Raw genomic sequence first — 15,547 nt, 5'->3', positions numbered from 1 at the left:
GCCACGTCCGCACGGGCCTGACCCGCGCCTCAGGGCGCGGGGGACGGCTGCCGGTTCTCACGCAGCGCGCGTCGCACGCGCGCGAATTCGTTGGTGACCAGGGCGACCGCCACGGCCGGCCGCGGAAGCTCCCGTTCGCGTGCGCCTGCCTCGATCCGCCGCGCAGCGGCCGAGAGCGACATCGCGCCGAGGTTCGCGCTGGATGACTTGAGCGAATGCGCCGCCTCGCGCAAGGCCGAGTAGTCCGGCCCGTCGACGGCATTCTCGAGCGTCGCCAGCAGGCGCGGCGTGTCTTCCAGGAACACGTCGATCAGGCGATCGACCTCGTCCCCGAGCAACGCGCGCAGATCGTCGAGCACATCGGGATCGATGACCGGCGGCAGGGCCTCGGGCGGACGCGCGGGTGTCGCGGCTTCACCGGTCGCGGGAGCGGGGGTCGGCGCGCTCGATGGCGATGCCGCAGCGGGGCGGGGCGCCGCCGGCGCAACGACGGAGGCCATCGGCGCAGCAATGGGCGCAGGCGGCGCCGGCCGCGGAGCCACGGCCTCGGGCACGACCGGTGCCGGCGGCGGCGAAAGACTTGGAGATGGACGCACTGCCTCGGGCGCGACGAATGCCGCAGGCGTCGGCGCGGGGTGTGCATGGACAGCTTCGGGCATGGCGAGTGCCACCGGCGCGGGCGCGATGGGCTCGACGCGGGCCAGCGCCACCAGTGCCGGGGTGGGCGCAGCCGGTCGCGTGTCCTCGATGGCCGGTCCAGACCCATGCGTTGATTCCACGATCGCCGGCGGCGGCGGTGCGACGACGCTTTCTTCGACGGCCGGGATCACCGGGGCAACGGTCCATGCCGGGTGCGCATGCTCATCCGCGGGCGTGTCGGCGTCGTCATCCGGTGCGGATGCGGGCAGCGCCTGGGGATCCCACCAGCGATGCAGGCAGCGCTCGAGTTCGCTGCGCGTCACCGGCTTGGCGAGATAGTCGTCCATGCCCGCATCGAGGCATTTCTGCCGGTCGCCGGCCATCGCGTTCGCGGTCATGGCGATGATCGGCAGACGGCGTCCGGTGTCGCTGGCCGCCTCGTGCTCGCGCCAGCGCCGCGTCGCGGTGTAGCCGTCCATCACCGGCATCTGGCAATCCATCAGCACGATGTCGAAGCGGGCGTCGGCGATCTTGATCAGGGCCGCCTCGCCGTTGCTGGCGGTGTCGCAACTGATGCCGAGCACCGAGAGCAGGCGCTGGCCCACCATCAGGTTGACCGGGTTGTCTTCGACCAGCAGGACGCGCGGCTTGCGCGGTGCGGCCGTGCGCTGGTGATCGGTGGCGATCTCGGCGATCTCCGCGGCAGTGGAGACCAGCGGCGCGATCCGCGGCGCAGCCGGGGCGGGAATCGGCTCGGCCGCGGTGGCGACGGCGCTCGCCGCGGTGGCCGGTGGCAGGTCGAGCACCGCTTCGCGCAGGTCGGCGTCGGGCGCCTGTCGGCTCAGCAGCGTCGCGCCCTGGCGCAGTTCCTCGGCGACGGGCTCGTCGCCGTACAGGCAGACCAGGCGCAGGTCGCCGTAGGCGGCCTGGCGGGTGATGTTGCGATACAGCGCGACCGCGGTATTGCGCATGCCCGACAGGTCGGCGACGACCAGCGAGTACGCCCAGGGGGCGCCCTGGTTGGCGGCCGTCCGCAAGCGGTCGAGCGCCTCCTGCGTGGTCTCGACCGCGCTCACGCGCAGGCCCCAGTTGGGCAGCAGCATCGACAGGCGCAGGCGCAGGCGCGGATCGGCGCTCAGCAGCAGCGCGCGGCCGTCGCGTGGCGCCGCGTCGTCGACCGGCATGTCGCCCTGGGCCTTGAGCAGCGGAATCTCGAACCAGAACGTGGCGCCGGCGCCCGGCTCGGATTCCACGCCGATGCGTCCGCCCATCAGTTCGACGATGCGGCGCGAGATCGCCAGCCCGAGCCCGGTGCCGCCGTAGAGGCGCGTGGTCGAGGCATCGGCCTGGCTGAAGGCCTGGAACAGCCGCGCCTGCGCCGACGGGGCGATGCCGATGCCGGTGTCGCGGACCTCGAACCGGAGCTGGTGCTGACCGGCGCTCTCGCCGAGGCGGCGCACGGTAATGGTGATGCTGCCGCGGTCGGTGAACTTCACCGCGTTGCTGATCAGGTTGCCCAGCACCTGGCGCAGGCGCACCGGATCGCCGCGCACCGGCAGACGCACCGACGGATCCACCTGCAGGCCGATGCGCAGGCCCTTGCTCTGCGCCGGGCGCTCCATCAGCTGGGTCACGCCGTCGAGCAGCTCGCGCAGGTGGAAGGCGGTGGTCTCAAGTTCCAGCTTGTCGGATTCGAGCTTCGAGTAATCGAGGATGTCGTCGACGATGCGCTGCATCTGCTGCGAGGACAGAAACGCGGTGCGCACGAGTTCGGCGTGGTCCGGCGCCAGCGGCGCGTGCATCAGCAGGTCGAGCATCGGCGTGATGCCGTTGAGCGGCGTGCGGATCTCGTGGCTCATCGTCGCCAGGAATTCACCCTTGGCCATCACCGCCGATTCGGCGGCGTTCTTGGCCTGGCGCAGTTCCTGTTCGAGCTTGGTGCGTTCCTCGAGTTCGCGCTGCAGTTCGCCCAGCGCGAGTTCGTCCTGGCGCAGCCGCTCGTCGGCGGCCTCGAGTTCGCGCACGCCCTGGTGCAGCCGCACGCTCACCCCGACCGATGCCAGCACGGCCAGCAGCGCGAGCACCAGCGCGATCGCCTGCCACGGCCCGGGCACGCCGAGGGTTTCGAGCGCCATCGTGAGCGCGGCACCCGCGGCGGCCCCGAGTGCCGGCCAGCGCAGCATCAGGGCAGACGGTCGCCGGCGGATGATCATGGGCGTCAGAGCACCGAGTGATGGAAGTCGAAGTCGAGCGCATCGGCGACGCGCTGGACGAGGTTGCCCTGGATGTAGTCGATGCCGCTCATCCACAGCGTGGCCGCGGCCTGCGGGTCCTCGACCTGCTGGCCGATGACCTGCAGGCCGAGACGATGGGCGCGCTCGACCGCGCCGCGCATCTCGTCGCGCACCTTCGGCTCGTCGAGCTGCCGCGAATACCGCGCCGCGAGACGCACGAAACCGAGCGGCAACTGGGCCAGCAGCGCGTCGGCGTCTTCGCCCGCCGCGTACTGGCCCAGGCACAGCTGCACGCCCGCCGGCACCATGCTCGCGCAGAACTCCTGCAGCGACAGCGCGTGGATCAGCGCGTCCTCCTGGCGGACGTCGATGACCAGCGATGCGCCGCCGACACCCGCGGCCTCGAGCTGCTGCAGCAGCCAGTCGGCATGGCCGGCCTGGATCAGGCTGCGCGAGGACTGCGACACGAACAGGCGCATCGCGCCGCCGCGCTTGCTGCGCTCGACCAGCGTGGCCAGCGCGAGCTCGATCACCCGGCGGTCGATGTCGTACAGCAGGCCGGCGCTTTCCGCCGCGGGCAGGATCCGGGCCGCGGAATGCAGTTCGCCGTCGCGCCCGCGCAGGCGCAGCAGCGTCTGGTACTGGGCCTCGTCGCCGCCGGCGACCGCGACGATCGGCTGGAACGCCAGTTCGATACGGTTCTCGGCCAGCGCGTCGCGAAGATCGTGGGTGAAGGCGTCGGTCGCGTCGCCCGCGGCGGGCGCGGCCACCGGCAGATGCACGGCGATGCCGACGGGTGTGCCGCGCGATTCGCGCAGCGCCTGTTCGGCCGAGGCCAGCGCACTGCCGGGATCCTCGTAGCCGTAGGCCAGATCGGCATAGCCGACCAGCGCGCGCAGGCGGATGTTCTGGTCGCCGAGCGGGAAGGCGTGGCTGCCGATGCCGTCGCGCAGGCCGCGCGCCCAGCCGTCCAGCGCCGCGCGCGAGACCTCGGGCGCGAAGACCAGGAACGTGTTGTCGTTGAGCCGGGTTGCCGGCGCATCGCCGACCAGCTGGCGCAGATGGCGTCCGGCATCGGTGAGGATGGTTTCCAGGCCCGCGTAGCCGTAGCGGTCGCGCAGCGCGGTGACGCCTTCGATCTCGATGAAGCCCAGTGCCCCCGACGGCCGCGACGGAATCATCTCGGCCAGGCGCTGCAACAGCTCGATCCGGCTGTGCAGGCCGGTCACCGGATGGCGTCCCGGATCGGGCATCTGCTGCAGCGCGCGTGCGCGGCGGATACGGTTCTGCACGGCCGCGACCAGATGGCGCGGTCGCACCGGCTTGGTGAGGAAATCGTCGGCGCCGACTTCCATGACCTCGAACTGGCGCTCCGGGTCATCGTCGCCGGTGAGGAACACGACCGGGATATGCGCCAGCGCCGGCTGCTGGCGCAGCAGGGCGGTGAGCTCGGCGCCGTCCATGCCCGGCATGTGCAGATCCATCAGCACCAGGGCCGGCTGGAACTCGGCGGCCGTGACCAGGAACTCTGCGGCCACGCCGACCACCCGCGCCTCGAAGCCGGCACCGTTGAGCACGCTTTCGGCGAACAGCGCCTGGCTCGGATCGTCCTCGACGATCAACACACGGTAGACGGCCTCCGGCGTCGCCGGTGCCGGCGCGGACGCGGCGACCGCGGCCGTATCGTTGCGCACGGCGTCGGCCGGATCGGCAGGCAGCGTGGGCTGTCCCGCGTCGGCGGCCCAGCGCCGCCAGTAAGCGGTCGGCGGGAATTCGGCGCGGTGGCGGCTGTCGGCATCGGACATGGGGGGACTCTGACGCGATGGGGGCAAGCAGGCAACTTTAACCGGTGGCACCCGGGAGGGTGCGACAAGGATCGCGGATGTGCGTGCGAACGCGCGCCGCGGATCAGCCTGTCGGATGCCGGATGGGACGCCGGCGCAGGCGTCGCGCGATCCAGATCAGCAGCAACGCCAGCAGCAGGCCCGCGCCCAGCGCGAGTGCCAGCGCGAGCCACGGCGACACGAGGGCCAGCCCCAGCGCGCCGAGCGTCAGGCCGTCCTCGGCCGTCGAGACGACGACATTGCTGACCGGCTCGGGCGATGCATTGAGCAGCAGCCGCGTGCCGGCCTTGAACACGTGACTGGTGAGGGCGACGCCGGCGCCGGTCGCCAGCATGCCGGCGCCCAGTTCGCCATCGGGCGACAAGGCGGCGGCGGCGAGGAATGCACCCGCCGGCACGCGGGCCAGCGTCTGCACCAGGTCCCAGCCCGAGTCGACGCCGGGAATCTTGTCGGCGAAAAACTCCACCAGCGCCAGACCTCCCGACACGCCGAGCACCCAGGGCGATGTCGTCGCGTCCAGTGCCGGCGGCAGGTCGAGCCAGCCGAGGGCGCCGGCCACCCCGACCCCGAACACCGTGAGGTAGGCCCGCACGCCGGCCAGCCAGGCCAGCAGCACGCCGGTCGCGAACAGATGGGCGTCCGACATCGCGTCTCCCGGTCCGGGCGAACGCCAACCGTCGCCCAACGCGGGCGAGTATAGGCAGAGCCTGCGCTTGACGCCCCTTCGGCGCTCTCGCTATACCGTGGCGATGACTGAACCCGTTTCCAGCGGTCCGACGCCTGCCAAGCGCCCGTCCGCGATGCCGACCACGCCGGGAATGCGCTGGGTGCTCGGCGCGATCGCGATCGTCGTGCTGTCGCTGCTGTTCGGCGTCTGGGGGGCCTGGCAGCTGTTCGCGCCCGGCAGCGGCAATCCCCAGCGGCAGCTCTCCGATCAGGCCGCACAGATCGAAGCCTTGCAGCAGCAGGTCGCCACGCTGACCCGATCCGACCAGATCAGCCGCGAGGCCAACCGCGAGGTGCAGGGCACGCTCGCCGAACGCGACGAGGAGATCGCGGCCTTGCGTGCCGACGTCGCGTTCTACGAACGCTTCGTCGGCTCGACCGCGCAGCGGCGCGGGCTCACGGTGCACGAACTCCGCCTGCAGCCGCGCACCGACCAGGGCTGGCATTACACGGCCACCCTGACCCAGAGCCTCAACCGTGACGCGGCGAGCACCGGCGAGATGCGGCTGGCGATCGAAGGCACCCGCGACGGGCGCCTGGAGACGCTGGACTGGGCCGACCTGCGCCAGAGCGAGAATGCCCAGGGCATCGAGTTCTCGTTCAAATACTTCCAGCAGGTCGAAGGCGACATCGTGCTGCCGGCCGGCTTCCAGCCCTTGCGGGTGACGGTGCGGCTGGCCCCGCAGCGCGGCAGCGCGGTGGAACGGGCGTTCAGCTGGGCCGACGTGACGCCGCGTTCCGCACCGGACGCTTGAAGCAGGGGGCCACGGCCCCCATCCTGTGCGCCATGAACAACGATGTCTTCTCGCTCGAAGCCCCCGGCTACCAGTCGCTGGACCGGCCGCTGGAGTTCACGCCGGCCGCCGCCTCGAAGGTGCGCGAGCTGATCGAGGGCGAGGGCAATCCGGCGCTGAACCTGCGCGTGTACATCCAGGGCGGCGGCTGTTCCGGCTTCCAGTACGGCTTCGAGTTCGACGAACAGCGCGGCGAGGACGATCTCGCGATCGTCACCGACGACGTGACCCTGGTCGTCGATCCGCTGAGCCTGCAGTACCTGATGGGGGCGTCGGTCGACTACGTCGAGAGCCTGCACGGCGCGCAGTTCACGATCCGCAACCCCAATGCGAAGTCGACCTGCGGCTGCGGCAGCAGCTTCACCGTCTGAGTCGACGCCGGCCGACGCACACCGTGCGCGCCCACCCGAACGTGATGCGCCGCCCGACGCGGATGTGGCGATAATCCGCCCATGGACTTCAGCTTCGTCGAGGCGCCGCTCGATCGCGCCGAACATCTGCGCACCGATTCCGATGCCCTCGCCCGGCTGTGGCCCGACGCACGCGTGCTGGTGCTCGACGCACGCGGCGACGCGGCAGTGGACGCCGATGGCGCACCGCCGCAGCTGATCGGCACCGCGGTTGGACCGCGTCCGGAGACGGCGGTGTTCCTCGGCCTGCACGGCGATCAGGGCTGGTTCGCGCTGCCGGCGGCCGATGCACCGGACACCCTCCAGGCGCGCGGCGTCGTGGATCTGCGCAGCGCCGCCGCGCAGTGGCCGGCGCGCGAGGCCACGGCCTTCGCCCAGGCCCGCGCCGTGCTGCACTGGCGCGACCGCCACCGCTTCTGCGGTGCCTGTGCCGCGCCGCTGGTGTGGGCCCGTGCGGGCTGGCTCGGCCGCTGCACCGGCTGCGGGATCGAACACTACCCGCGTACGGATCCGGCGGTGATCGTCGCGGTCACCGATGGCGATCGCCTGCTGCTCGGGCGCCAGGCGGCGTGGCCGCCGCATCGCTATTCCACGCTCGCGGGCTTCGTCGAACCGGGCGAGACGCTCGAGCAGACCGTGGTGCGCGAAGTGTTCGAGGAAAGCGCAGTGCGCGTGCGCAACTGCCGGTATCTCGCCTCGCAGCCCTGGCCGTTTCCGTCGTCGCTGATGCTGGGTTTCGTCGCCGAGGCTGCGCCCGATGCGCCGCAGGTCAACGACGAGCTGGAGGACGCGCGCTGGTTCGACGCCGAGGCGATCGGCCGCGCGCTGGACGACGCGCATCCCGGTCTCGCGCTGTCACCCCGGTCGTCGATCTCGCGGTGGCTGATCGCACAGTGGTATGCCGAACGGACCCGGTGAAGCCACATGGATCGCGGTGATCAGCCGCCGGGCGCGAGCCAGCTGAAGGGCGTCCACGGCAGGTTGCGCGCGACACCGTAGAACACCAGCAGGCCGATCCAGAACGTCGCCGTGGACATCACGCGCGCCGCCGGCTGCAGCACGCGCGGCCGCCAGCCTAGGCGCCAGGCCACGAACACGGGCGTGAGCAGCATCAGCAGCAGCAGCAGCGGGTTCATCGCCATCGCCTGCGGCAGGTCGCCGTGGGCGAGTGCGTGCAGGCACCGGGTGAGGCCGCAGCCGGGGCAGTGCCAGCCGGTCGCGGCGTAGAACATGCAGGGCGGAAACGGACTGCCCGGCGCATTGGGATCGAACGTGCGCAGCAACCAGGCGCCCGCACCCAGCACCGCGGTCCCGGCGCCGGCGAAGGCGACGAGACGCGCGGTCGGAAGGCGGGGCGCCCGGCTGCCGGCAATGGCCATCAGACGCCGCTCTGCATCTGTTCGAACATCATCCGGTACTGCTCGATGCCGCCGCCGAGCGTCAGCGAGTAGACGGTCCACAGCAGGCCGACGATGCACAGGCCGGTGGTCACCCAGCACCAGACCTTGGCGGTGTTGGACGCGCGCTGGGCGCCGGCCAGATCGCCCTGGCCGAGTAGTGTGTTGACCTTCGCGGCGAACACGATCGCGACGATGCCCGGAATCGTGCCGATGACGCAGCACAGGCACAGCGACAGCACGGTGGCGATGATCGCCCACGCCAGGTAGTTGGGCACGGTGCCCGGTGCGATCGGCGCGCCCGGCATCGCCGCGGGTGCACCGTAGGGATCGCCAGGCGGCGGAGGCGGTGGCGTCGAGGGTGGGACGGGGGGTATCGAACTCATTGCGATCTCCTGTGCAAGGCAAGAATGCAGACGGTCCCGTCGTCCGGCGGAGTCGGGGCGGCGTTACTGTACCGCCCGCGAATGCGTTGCGGGCTCAGGCCGCGTCGCCGCGCAGCCCGCGCACCTGGGCTTCGAGCGAGGCGGCGGTCACGTCGGCGGTCGCCTCGATCCGCGGTCCCGCCACCACTTCGATGTGGGCGCGGAACCGGCGCGGCACGCGCATGCGTGCAAGCCGGCCGGCACCGGCCGCGTCGCCGCGTCGGCTCCACATGCTCGTCCACATGCCGCGCAGCGCCATCGGCACCACCGGAACCGGCTGGCCGCGTTCGGCGGCGCGCGCGAGGATGCGCTCGACGCCGCTCTTGAACGCGCCGATCCCGCCGTCGCGTGTCAGCTGGCCCTCGGGAAAGATGCCGACCAGCTCGCCTTCCGCCAGCGCCGCGTCGATCGCGTCGAAGGCCTTCTGCATCAGCACCGGATCTTCCTTGGCGCCGGCGATCGGGATCGCCTTGGCATGGCGGAAGATCCAGCGCAGGCCGGGAATGGCGAAGATGCGGTGATACATCACGAACCGCACCGGGCGCGGGATCGAGGCCGCGAGAATCAGCGCATCCATGTAGCTGACGTGGTTGCAGACGATCAGCGCCGGGCCCTCGGCCGGGATCGCCGGATCCACGTCGCGTTCGCGCAGGCGGTACAGCGCGCGCACCAGCAGCATGCTGGCCAGGCGCATCAGGAACTCGGGCACCAGGGTGAAGATCCAGATCGCGACCAGCAGGTTCGCGATGCCCAGGGCCAGGAACACCTGCGGAATGCTCAGACCGGGCAGCGGGATACGCAGGCCGGCGACAATCAGCCCGTCCATCTGCACCAGCACGCCGAGCACCGCCGCGGTGACGATGAACAGCGAATTCTGGATGTTGAGCCCGGCGATTACCCGCGACAGTTCCGACTTCGGCGTGCGGCTCTGGATCAGCGCGAACAGCGGCACGACGAACAGGCCGGTGAACAGGCCGATGCCGGTGAGATCGACCGCGATGCGCCAGCCGCCGGGTGCCTGCAGGAACTGCGCGATTGTCAGGCCGGTGGCGGGCGGCAGCGCCGGGCGAGCAAGGTACAGATCCAGCAGGAACGCGGTGATGCCGAATGCGCCCAGCGGCACGAGGCCCAGTTCCACCGTGCGCGCCGACAGCTTCTCGCACAGCAGCGAGCCGGCGCCGACGCCGATCGAGAACAGCGCCAGCGCGAAGATGTACAGCGCGGTGTCGTTGACCACGCCGCCCAGGTACACCTCGGCATAGGTCGGCAGCTGCGCGGTCAGCACGGTGCCGACGAACCAGAACCACGACACGCCGAGGATCGCGTTGCGTACCGCGAGCTGGCGACGCGCCAGGCGCATGACCGCGCGTGATTCGGGAATCGGATTCCAGTTGACCTGCAGCGCCGGCGCGCCCGCGTCGACCCGTGGAATCATCCGCGCGACCACGTTGCCGGCGACCGCCAGCACGACCACCGACAGCGCCGCCGCCTCGGGGCCGTAGCTGCCGGCGAGCTTGAACACCAGGCCGCCGTAGATCATGCCGGCCAGGATCGCGATCGAGGTGCCCATCTCGACCAGGCCGTTGCCGCCGGTCAGTTCCTCGGGGCGCAGCACCGAGGGCAGGATCGAATACTTCACCGGCCCGAACAGCGTGGACTGCATGCCCGTCAGGAACAGCGCGACCAGCAGCACCGGCATGTTTTCCAGCAGGAAACCGGCGGCCGCGACCGACATGATCACGATCTCCATCGCCGTCGTGATCACGATCAGTCGCTGCTTTTCCAGCTTCTCGGCGATCTGCCCGGCGATGGCCGAGAACAGGAAGTACGGCAGGATGAACAGCGCCGGCGCGAGATTGGTGTAGAGCGTGCGTTCGGCCGTGCTGACGCCGAGGAAGAACAGCAGCGCGATGATCGACTGCCGGTAGACGTTGTCGTTGAACGCGCCCAGGGCCTGGACGGTGAAGTAGGGCAGGAAGCGCCGCTGCCGGAGCAGGGCGAACTGGGACTGGCCGGCCATTCGGGCTCCTCGACGAATGCGCGGAGCCTAGCAAAGGCGCATGGCGCTGCGTGGGGCGTCAGTCCGCCGCGGTCCCCGTCACCTCGCGCACGGCGCGGTAGCGCTGCTCGAGTTCCTGGCGGATCTCGCGACGCTGGCGGCCCTGTTCGAACCGGCGTCGTTCTTCGGGCGTCTGCGGCTCGCGCGGCGGCACCGGCGTCGTGCGGCCGGCCTCGTCCATCGCCACCATCGTGAAGAAGCAGCTGTTGGTGTGGCGCACGGCGCGGTTGCGGATGTCTTCGGTGATGACCTTGATGCCGACTTCCATCGACGTGCGCCCGGTGTAGTTCACCGACGCGAGGAAGGTCACCAGCTCGCCGACGTGGATCGGTTCGCGGAACGTCACCTGGTCGACCGACAGCGTGACCACGTAGCGGCCGGCATAGCGGCTGGCGCAGGCGTAGGCCACTTCATCCAGGTACTTCAGCAGCGTGCCGCCGTGGACGTTGCCGGAGAAGTTCGCCATGTCCGGCGTCATCAGCACGGTCATGCTCAGCTGGGCGTTGCCGGGAATCATGGCGGGTCTCGGTCGGGTGGGCTCAGGTGCCGGCGCGTTCGCGTTCGACCGCGCGCCAGCCGATGTCGTGCCGGTGAAACTCGCCCGGCCAGGAGATGCCGGCGAGCTCGCCGTAGGCGCGCGTCTGCGCGTCGGCCACGGTGTCGCCGAGTGCGGCCACGCACAGCACGCGGCCGCCGGCGGTCACGGCCTGACCGTGGGCGTCGAGCGTCGTGCCGGCATGGAACACCTTGGTGTCGGCCAGCGGCGGCGTGTCCCAGGTGTTGATGACGTCGCCGGTGCGCGGCGTGCCGGGGTAGTGCTCGGCGGCCATCACCACGCCGAGTGCGGGACGCGGGTCCCAGTCGGCCTGGACCGCGTCGAGACGGCCGTCGATGCCGGCCTCGACCAGCGCGGCGAAATCCGAGGTCAGCCGCATCATCACCGGCTGGGTTTCCGGATCACCGAAGCGCACGTTGAACTCGATGACCTTCGGCGCGCCGCTCGCATCGATCATCAGGCCGGCATAGAGGAAGCCGGTGAACGGCACGCCGTCGGCGGCCATGCCGCGCACGGTGGGCTCGATCACCTCGCGCAGGATCCGTGCATGCACCTCGGGCGTGACCACGGGGGCGGGCGAATACGCGCCCATGCCGCCGGTATTGGGGCCGGTGTCGCCGTCGCCGACGCGCTTGTGGTCCTGGCTGGTGGCCATCGGCAACGCGGTCGTGCCGTCGACCATCGCGATGAAGCTGGCTTCCTCGCCGTCGAGGAATTCCTCGACGACCACGCGCGCACCCGCCGCACCGAAGGCGTTGCCCGAAAGCATGTCGGCGATCGCGGCTTCGGCCTCGTCCAGCGTCGTGGCGACGATCACGCCCTTGCCCGCGGCCAGACCATCGGCCTTGATGACGATCGGTGCGCCGTGCTGGCGCACGTATTCGATCGCGGTGTCGGCGTCGGTGAATACCGAATAGCCCGCGGTCGGAATCGCATGGCGGGCGAGGAAATCCTTGGCGAAGGCCTTGCTGCCTTCGAGCTGGGCCGCCGCTGCCGTGGGCCCGAAGATGCGCAGGCCCGCGTCGCGGAAGCGGTCGACCACGCCGGCGACCAGCGGCGCCTCGGGGCCGACGACGGTGAACGCGACGCCTTCGGCGCGCGCCAGGGCCAGCAGCGCGTCCAGATCCGTCGCCGCGACGGCGACGTTGCGGCATCTCGCCTCGCGCGCGGTGCCGGCGTTGCCCGGCGCCACCAGCACCTCGTCGACCTGCGGCGACTGCGCGAGCTTCCACGCCAGCGCGTGCTCGCGACCGCCGGAACCGATGACGAGGACCTTCTTCATGCGCGACACACCGGATGCAAAGGAGACGCCAGTTTACGGCGTCGCGCCTGCGATGCGCCCGCGGTGGCGGCCGTGGTGCGTCGACGCCGCGCCCGACCACCGCCTCGGGGCGCCCACGGAGCGGATGCTAGGCTCGACCGCCTTGTCCGCACCGGAACCCGCCGCGCCGATGGATCCCGTCCAGTTGATCGAACACGCACTGTCCCCCGTCGTCGATGCGATCAATGGCGTGCTGTGGAACTACGTCCTGGTCGGCGTGCTGCCGCTGGTCGGTCTCTGGTTCAGCGCGCGCCTGGGCTTCATCCAGTTCCGCCGGTTTCCGAAGATGCTCTCGGGCCTGGTGCGCGGCACCGACGGCGACCGCGCCGGCATCTCGCCGCTGCAATCGCTGTGCACCAGCCTCGCCTCGCGGGTGGGCACCGGCAATCTCGTCGGTGTGGCGATCGCGTTGACGGTGGGCGGGCCGGGCGCGATCTTCTGGATGTGGCTGGTCGCGTGCTTCGGCATGGCGACGGCGTATGTCGAAAGCGCGCTCGCCCAGCTGTACAAGCGCCGCGATGCGGCCGGTCATTACCGCGGCGGTCCTGCGTTCTACATGGCGCACGGCCTGCGCGCGCCATGGCTCGGCGCGATCTTCTCGGTGTGCCTGATCGTGGCATTCGGGCTGGTATTCAGCGCGGTGCAGGCCAATTCGATTTCCGAGGCGGTGACCGGCGCCTGGGGCCTGCATCCCGGCTGGACGGCATTCGCGCTCGTCGCGATCGCGGCCCCGGTGATCTTCGGCGGCCTGCGCCGCGTGGCGACCACGGCGGAACTGGTCGTGCCCGCGATGGCGTTCGCCTACCTGCTGCTCGCGGGCTGGGTGATCCTGACCAATCTCGGCGACGTGCCGGCGATGCTGGCGCTGATCGTGCGCAGTGCGTTCGGTCTCGACCAGGCGGCCGGCGGTGTGCTGGGCGGGCTCGCGGTCGCGCTGCTCAACGGGGTCAAGCGCGGCCTGTTCTCCAACGAGGCAGGCATGGGCAGCGCGCCCAACATCGCCGCGTCGGCGACGCCCTCGCCCCATCATCCGGCCAGCCAGGGGCTTCTGCAGGCGTTCGGCGTGTTCGTCGACACGCTGGTGATCTGCACCGCGACCGCGCTGATGATCCTGCTGTCGGGCGCGCTCGACACCGCCGGCGGAGATGGCGCGGTGCTCACCCAGCAGGCGATGGCGGTCCACTTCGGCGGCTGGGGGCCGAGCTTCATCGCGATCGCGCTGGCCTTCTTCGCCACGACTTCGATCCTCGGCAATTACGCCTATGCCGAGAGTGCCTTGGTGTTCCTGCGCGGTGGTCGCGTCGGGATCCTGCTGCTGCGGCTGGGCTGCCTGGGCATGGTGGCCTGGGGCGCGTTTGCGCGTCTGGACATCGTCTGGAATACCGCCGATGCGGCGATGGGGCTGATGGCGATCGTCAATCTCGTCGCGATCGTGCTGCTGTCGGGGGTCGTCGTGCGTCTGACCCGCGACTACGACCGCAAGATCCGCGCCGGCGAGACCTCGCCGCGCTTCGATGCGGCGGATTTCCCCGAACTCGGCGACACGATCGACCGCAGCATCTGGACCGCGACGAAGACCGTCGCGCCGATGGCGACGCCGGCGGACAAGTCTCTCGCCTGACGGCGCGCGCGGTGGGTTGCATCGGCCGATCGCGATGCAGCCTGTCGCACCGGTACCCGTACACGCGGCGATAGCGGCCCTGTAGGAGCGCGCTTGCGCGCGATTGCATTCCTCGGAACGCTTCATCACGTGCGGTGATGTTTCGTCGGTAGAGCCGTTTCGCGCGCAAGCGCGCTCCTACACAAGCGTTCCGCGCGCTGTGCATCGCGTCACACGGATCGCGAGGCGACAGTCTGCACCGCACGGCGATGCCGACCCCTGTAGGCGCGCGCTTGCGCGCGATGGGGCGTTCCTGGAGTGCCTCATCGCGCCTTGTGAAGCGTTATCGGGAAGGCCGGTTCGCGCGCCAGCGTGCTCCTACAAAAGGCGTTTCGCGCGCTGTGCATCGCGTCAGGCGGATCACGATGCGACAGGCTGCACCGCACGGCGATGCCGACCCCTGTAGGCGCGCGCTTGCGCGCGATGGGGCCTTACCCCGAACGCGTCATCGCACTGCGCGGGCGGCTCCCACGTACGTCATTGCACTTCTGCGCACCGTTAACCCGCGGGCGTCACTCGCAACCCTCACGCGCCAGCGCCGGCGGGATCGCCCACATTCCCGAGCCGGCATCGAACGGCACCTGATACGTGCGATCGACGCGCCGTCCGCAGGCCTCGCCGCGTTCGCGCACGCGCAGCGGCCAGGCTCCTGCGGTGGCGACGCGGTCGTCGATCGCGAGGTCGAAGATCAGGTCGAAGGCGGTGTCCGGCGCGCAGTCGGCGCGTTCGCTGCAGGCGAGCGTCGCGCCGAGGTTGTCGAGGCTGCTGCGCAACGTTCCGGCCAGCCGGAAGCCGTCGCCCTCGGGCAGCACCAGGTGGGTGGTGCCGACGGTGATGCCCTGGCCGGTGAACCCGTCCTCAATGACGACGCCATGGAGCCGCGGCCCGAAGCGTCGGACCGAGACGTCGGCGACATCGCCGCTGCTGCCGAAGGTGTCCAGGTGCGCACGCGATGCGGCGATCACGGCGTCGCCGTCCTCGAACAGCAGGAAGAGGTCGATCAGCGCGCTGGTCACGTGGCCGGCGCCATCGGGCACACCGCAGACGGCGACGAGCTCGGCAGGCGCGTCCGGCGTGCCGATCGCCCCGCGCGCGCAGACCTCGCGCAAGGCCGGGGCGGTGCCGAGGCCGTCCGCACGCGGCACGCCGGGCCAGTCGCCCACCAGCTGCGCGAGCTCACCGTACTGGTCGACCAGGAACATGCGCACCGCGCCGCCGTCCAGGCCGGTCACCTGGGTCGGGACGTCGGCAGCCCCACGTCCGTCAGACGCCGCGGTCATCTCGGCCGTCGACGGCGCATGTGCCGCCGCATCGGGCGCCGGTGCGGGCGCGTCACTGCAGGCGCCGAGCGCGAGCATCAGACACGCCGACGCGGCTGCGCGCGACCGCGGCGAAGGGCTCGGGGACATCGGCGCATCCTGCGAAGACGGGGCGCCGGACTCTAGCAACCGCGCATGCACGCCGGCGTGCATGCGCGTCACG

General features: G+C 70.9%; 13 protein-coding genes. 4 read left to right on the top strand and 9 right to left on the bottom strand.

Annotated elements, in window-relative coordinates; all coding sequences use genetic code 11:
* Nucleotides 1-29: 29 nt before the first annotated feature.
* From ACF3M1_RS14515 to ACF3M1_RS14505, 3 genes are all read right to left on the bottom strand, one after another.
* The gene (locus ACF3M1_RS14515) at nt 30-2,852 is read right to left on the bottom strand and encodes an ATP-binding protein (protein ID WP_394001820.1); all 2,823 of its coding nucleotides are present in this window, start codon (nt 2,850-2,852) and stop codon (nt 30-32) included.
* A 5-nt stretch (nt 2,853-2,857) separates the two neighbouring features.
* Nucleotides 2,858-4,678 carry an EAL domain-containing protein gene (locus ACF3M1_RS14510; RefSeq protein WP_394001818.1) on the bottom strand — a complete coding sequence of 607 codons (1,821 nt, stop codon included), beginning with the start codon at nt 4,676-4,678 and terminating at the stop codon, nt 2,858-2,860.
* 103 nt (nt 4,679-4,781) lie between these two features.
* Entirely contained in the window at nt 4,782-5,363 is a 582-nt protein-coding gene (locus tag ACF3M1_RS14505) for a DUF4126 domain-containing protein (RefSeq protein WP_394001816.1), read from the bottom strand.
* Nucleotides 5,364-5,466: 103 nt separating this feature from the next.
* Here ACF3M1_RS14505 and ACF3M1_RS14500 point away from each other — a divergent pair, with 103 nt between their 5' ends.
* The 3 genes from ACF3M1_RS14500 (at nt 5,467) to nudC (ending at nt 7,565) form a co-directional block, all read left to right on the top strand.
* The gene (locus tag ACF3M1_RS14500; protein ID WP_394001814.1) at nt 5,467-6,198 is read left to right on the top strand and encodes a DUF6776 family protein; all 732 of its coding nucleotides are present in this window, start codon (nt 5,467-5,469) and stop codon (nt 6,196-6,198) included.
* A gap of 32 nt (nt 6,199-6,230) precedes the next feature.
* On the top strand, nt 6,231-6,608 hold the full coding sequence (gene erpA, locus ACF3M1_RS14495) for an iron-sulfur cluster insertion protein ErpA (protein ID WP_394001812.1): 378 nt from the start codon (nt 6,231-6,233) through the stop codon (nt 6,606-6,608).
* A gap of 81 nt (nt 6,609-6,689) precedes the next feature.
* The gene (nudC, locus tag ACF3M1_RS14490; RefSeq protein ID WP_394001810.1) at nt 6,690-7,565 is read left to right on the top strand and encodes an NAD(+) diphosphatase; all 876 of its coding nucleotides are present in this window, start codon (nt 6,690-6,692) and stop codon (nt 7,563-7,565) included.
* 20 nt (nt 7,566-7,585) lie between these two features.
* Here nudC and ACF3M1_RS14485 read toward each other — a convergent pair whose 3' ends face one another.
* The 5 genes from ACF3M1_RS14485 to purD all read right to left on the bottom strand — a co-directional run bounded on the left by ACF3M1_RS14485 (nt 7,586) and on the right by purD (nt 12,366).
* Entirely contained in the window at nt 7,586-8,026 is a 441-nt protein-coding gene (locus ACF3M1_RS14485; protein WP_394001809.1) for a DUF2752 domain-containing protein, read from the bottom strand.
* Nucleotides 8,026-8,430, bottom strand: a complete 405-nt coding sequence (locus ACF3M1_RS14480; RefSeq protein ID WP_394001807.1) for a CD225/dispanin family protein — start codon at nt 8,428-8,430, stop codon at nt 8,026-8,028. Before ACF3M1_RS14480 ends, ACF3M1_RS14485 begins: the two co-directional genes overlap by 1 nt.
* A gap of 94 nt (nt 8,431-8,524) precedes the next feature.
* Nucleotides 8,525-10,489 carry an MFS transporter gene (locus ACF3M1_RS14475; RefSeq protein ID WP_394001805.1) on the bottom strand — a complete coding sequence of 655 codons (1,965 nt, stop codon included), beginning with the start codon at nt 10,487-10,489 and terminating at the stop codon, nt 8,525-8,527.
* 58 nt (nt 10,490-10,547) lie between these two features.
* Nucleotides 10,548-11,045: an acyl-CoA thioesterase gene (locus tag ACF3M1_RS14470; protein WP_394001803.1), complete on the bottom strand. Its 498-nt coding sequence runs from the start codon at nt 11,043-11,045 to the stop codon at nt 10,548-10,550.
* A 22-nt stretch (nt 11,046-11,067) separates the two neighbouring features.
* Complete coding sequence (gene purD / locus ACF3M1_RS14465; protein WP_394001801.1) at nt 11,068-12,366, bottom strand: phosphoribosylamine--glycine ligase; 1,299 nt, start codon at nt 12,364-12,366, stop codon at nt 11,068-11,070.
* Nucleotides 12,367-12,535: 169 nt separating this feature from the next.
* Between purD and ACF3M1_RS14460 the strand changes: the two genes are divergently transcribed.
* Nucleotides 12,536-14,026, top strand: a complete 1,491-nt coding sequence (locus ACF3M1_RS14460) for an alanine/glycine:cation symporter family protein (RefSeq protein ID WP_394001800.1) — start codon at nt 12,536-12,538, stop codon at nt 14,024-14,026.
* Nucleotides 14,027-14,577: 551 nt separating this feature from the next.
* On the opposite strand, the gene ACF3M1_RS14455 is transcribed toward ACF3M1_RS14460, so the two are convergent.
* The gene (locus tag ACF3M1_RS14455) at nt 14,578-15,474 is read right to left on the bottom strand and encodes a hypothetical protein (RefSeq protein ID WP_394001798.1); all 897 of its coding nucleotides are present in this window, start codon (nt 15,472-15,474) and stop codon (nt 14,578-14,580) included.
* Nucleotides 15,475-15,547: the final 73 nt, after the last annotated feature.

The sequence above is a fragment of the Luteimonas sp. WGS1318 genome, assembly GCF_043187535.1.
Taxonomy (GTDB): domain Bacteria; phylum Pseudomonadota; class Gammaproteobacteria; order Xanthomonadales; family Xanthomonadaceae; genus Luteimonas.
Note: the sequence above shows the minus strand (reverse complement) of the source record. Positions and strands in the feature narration are given on the sequence as shown.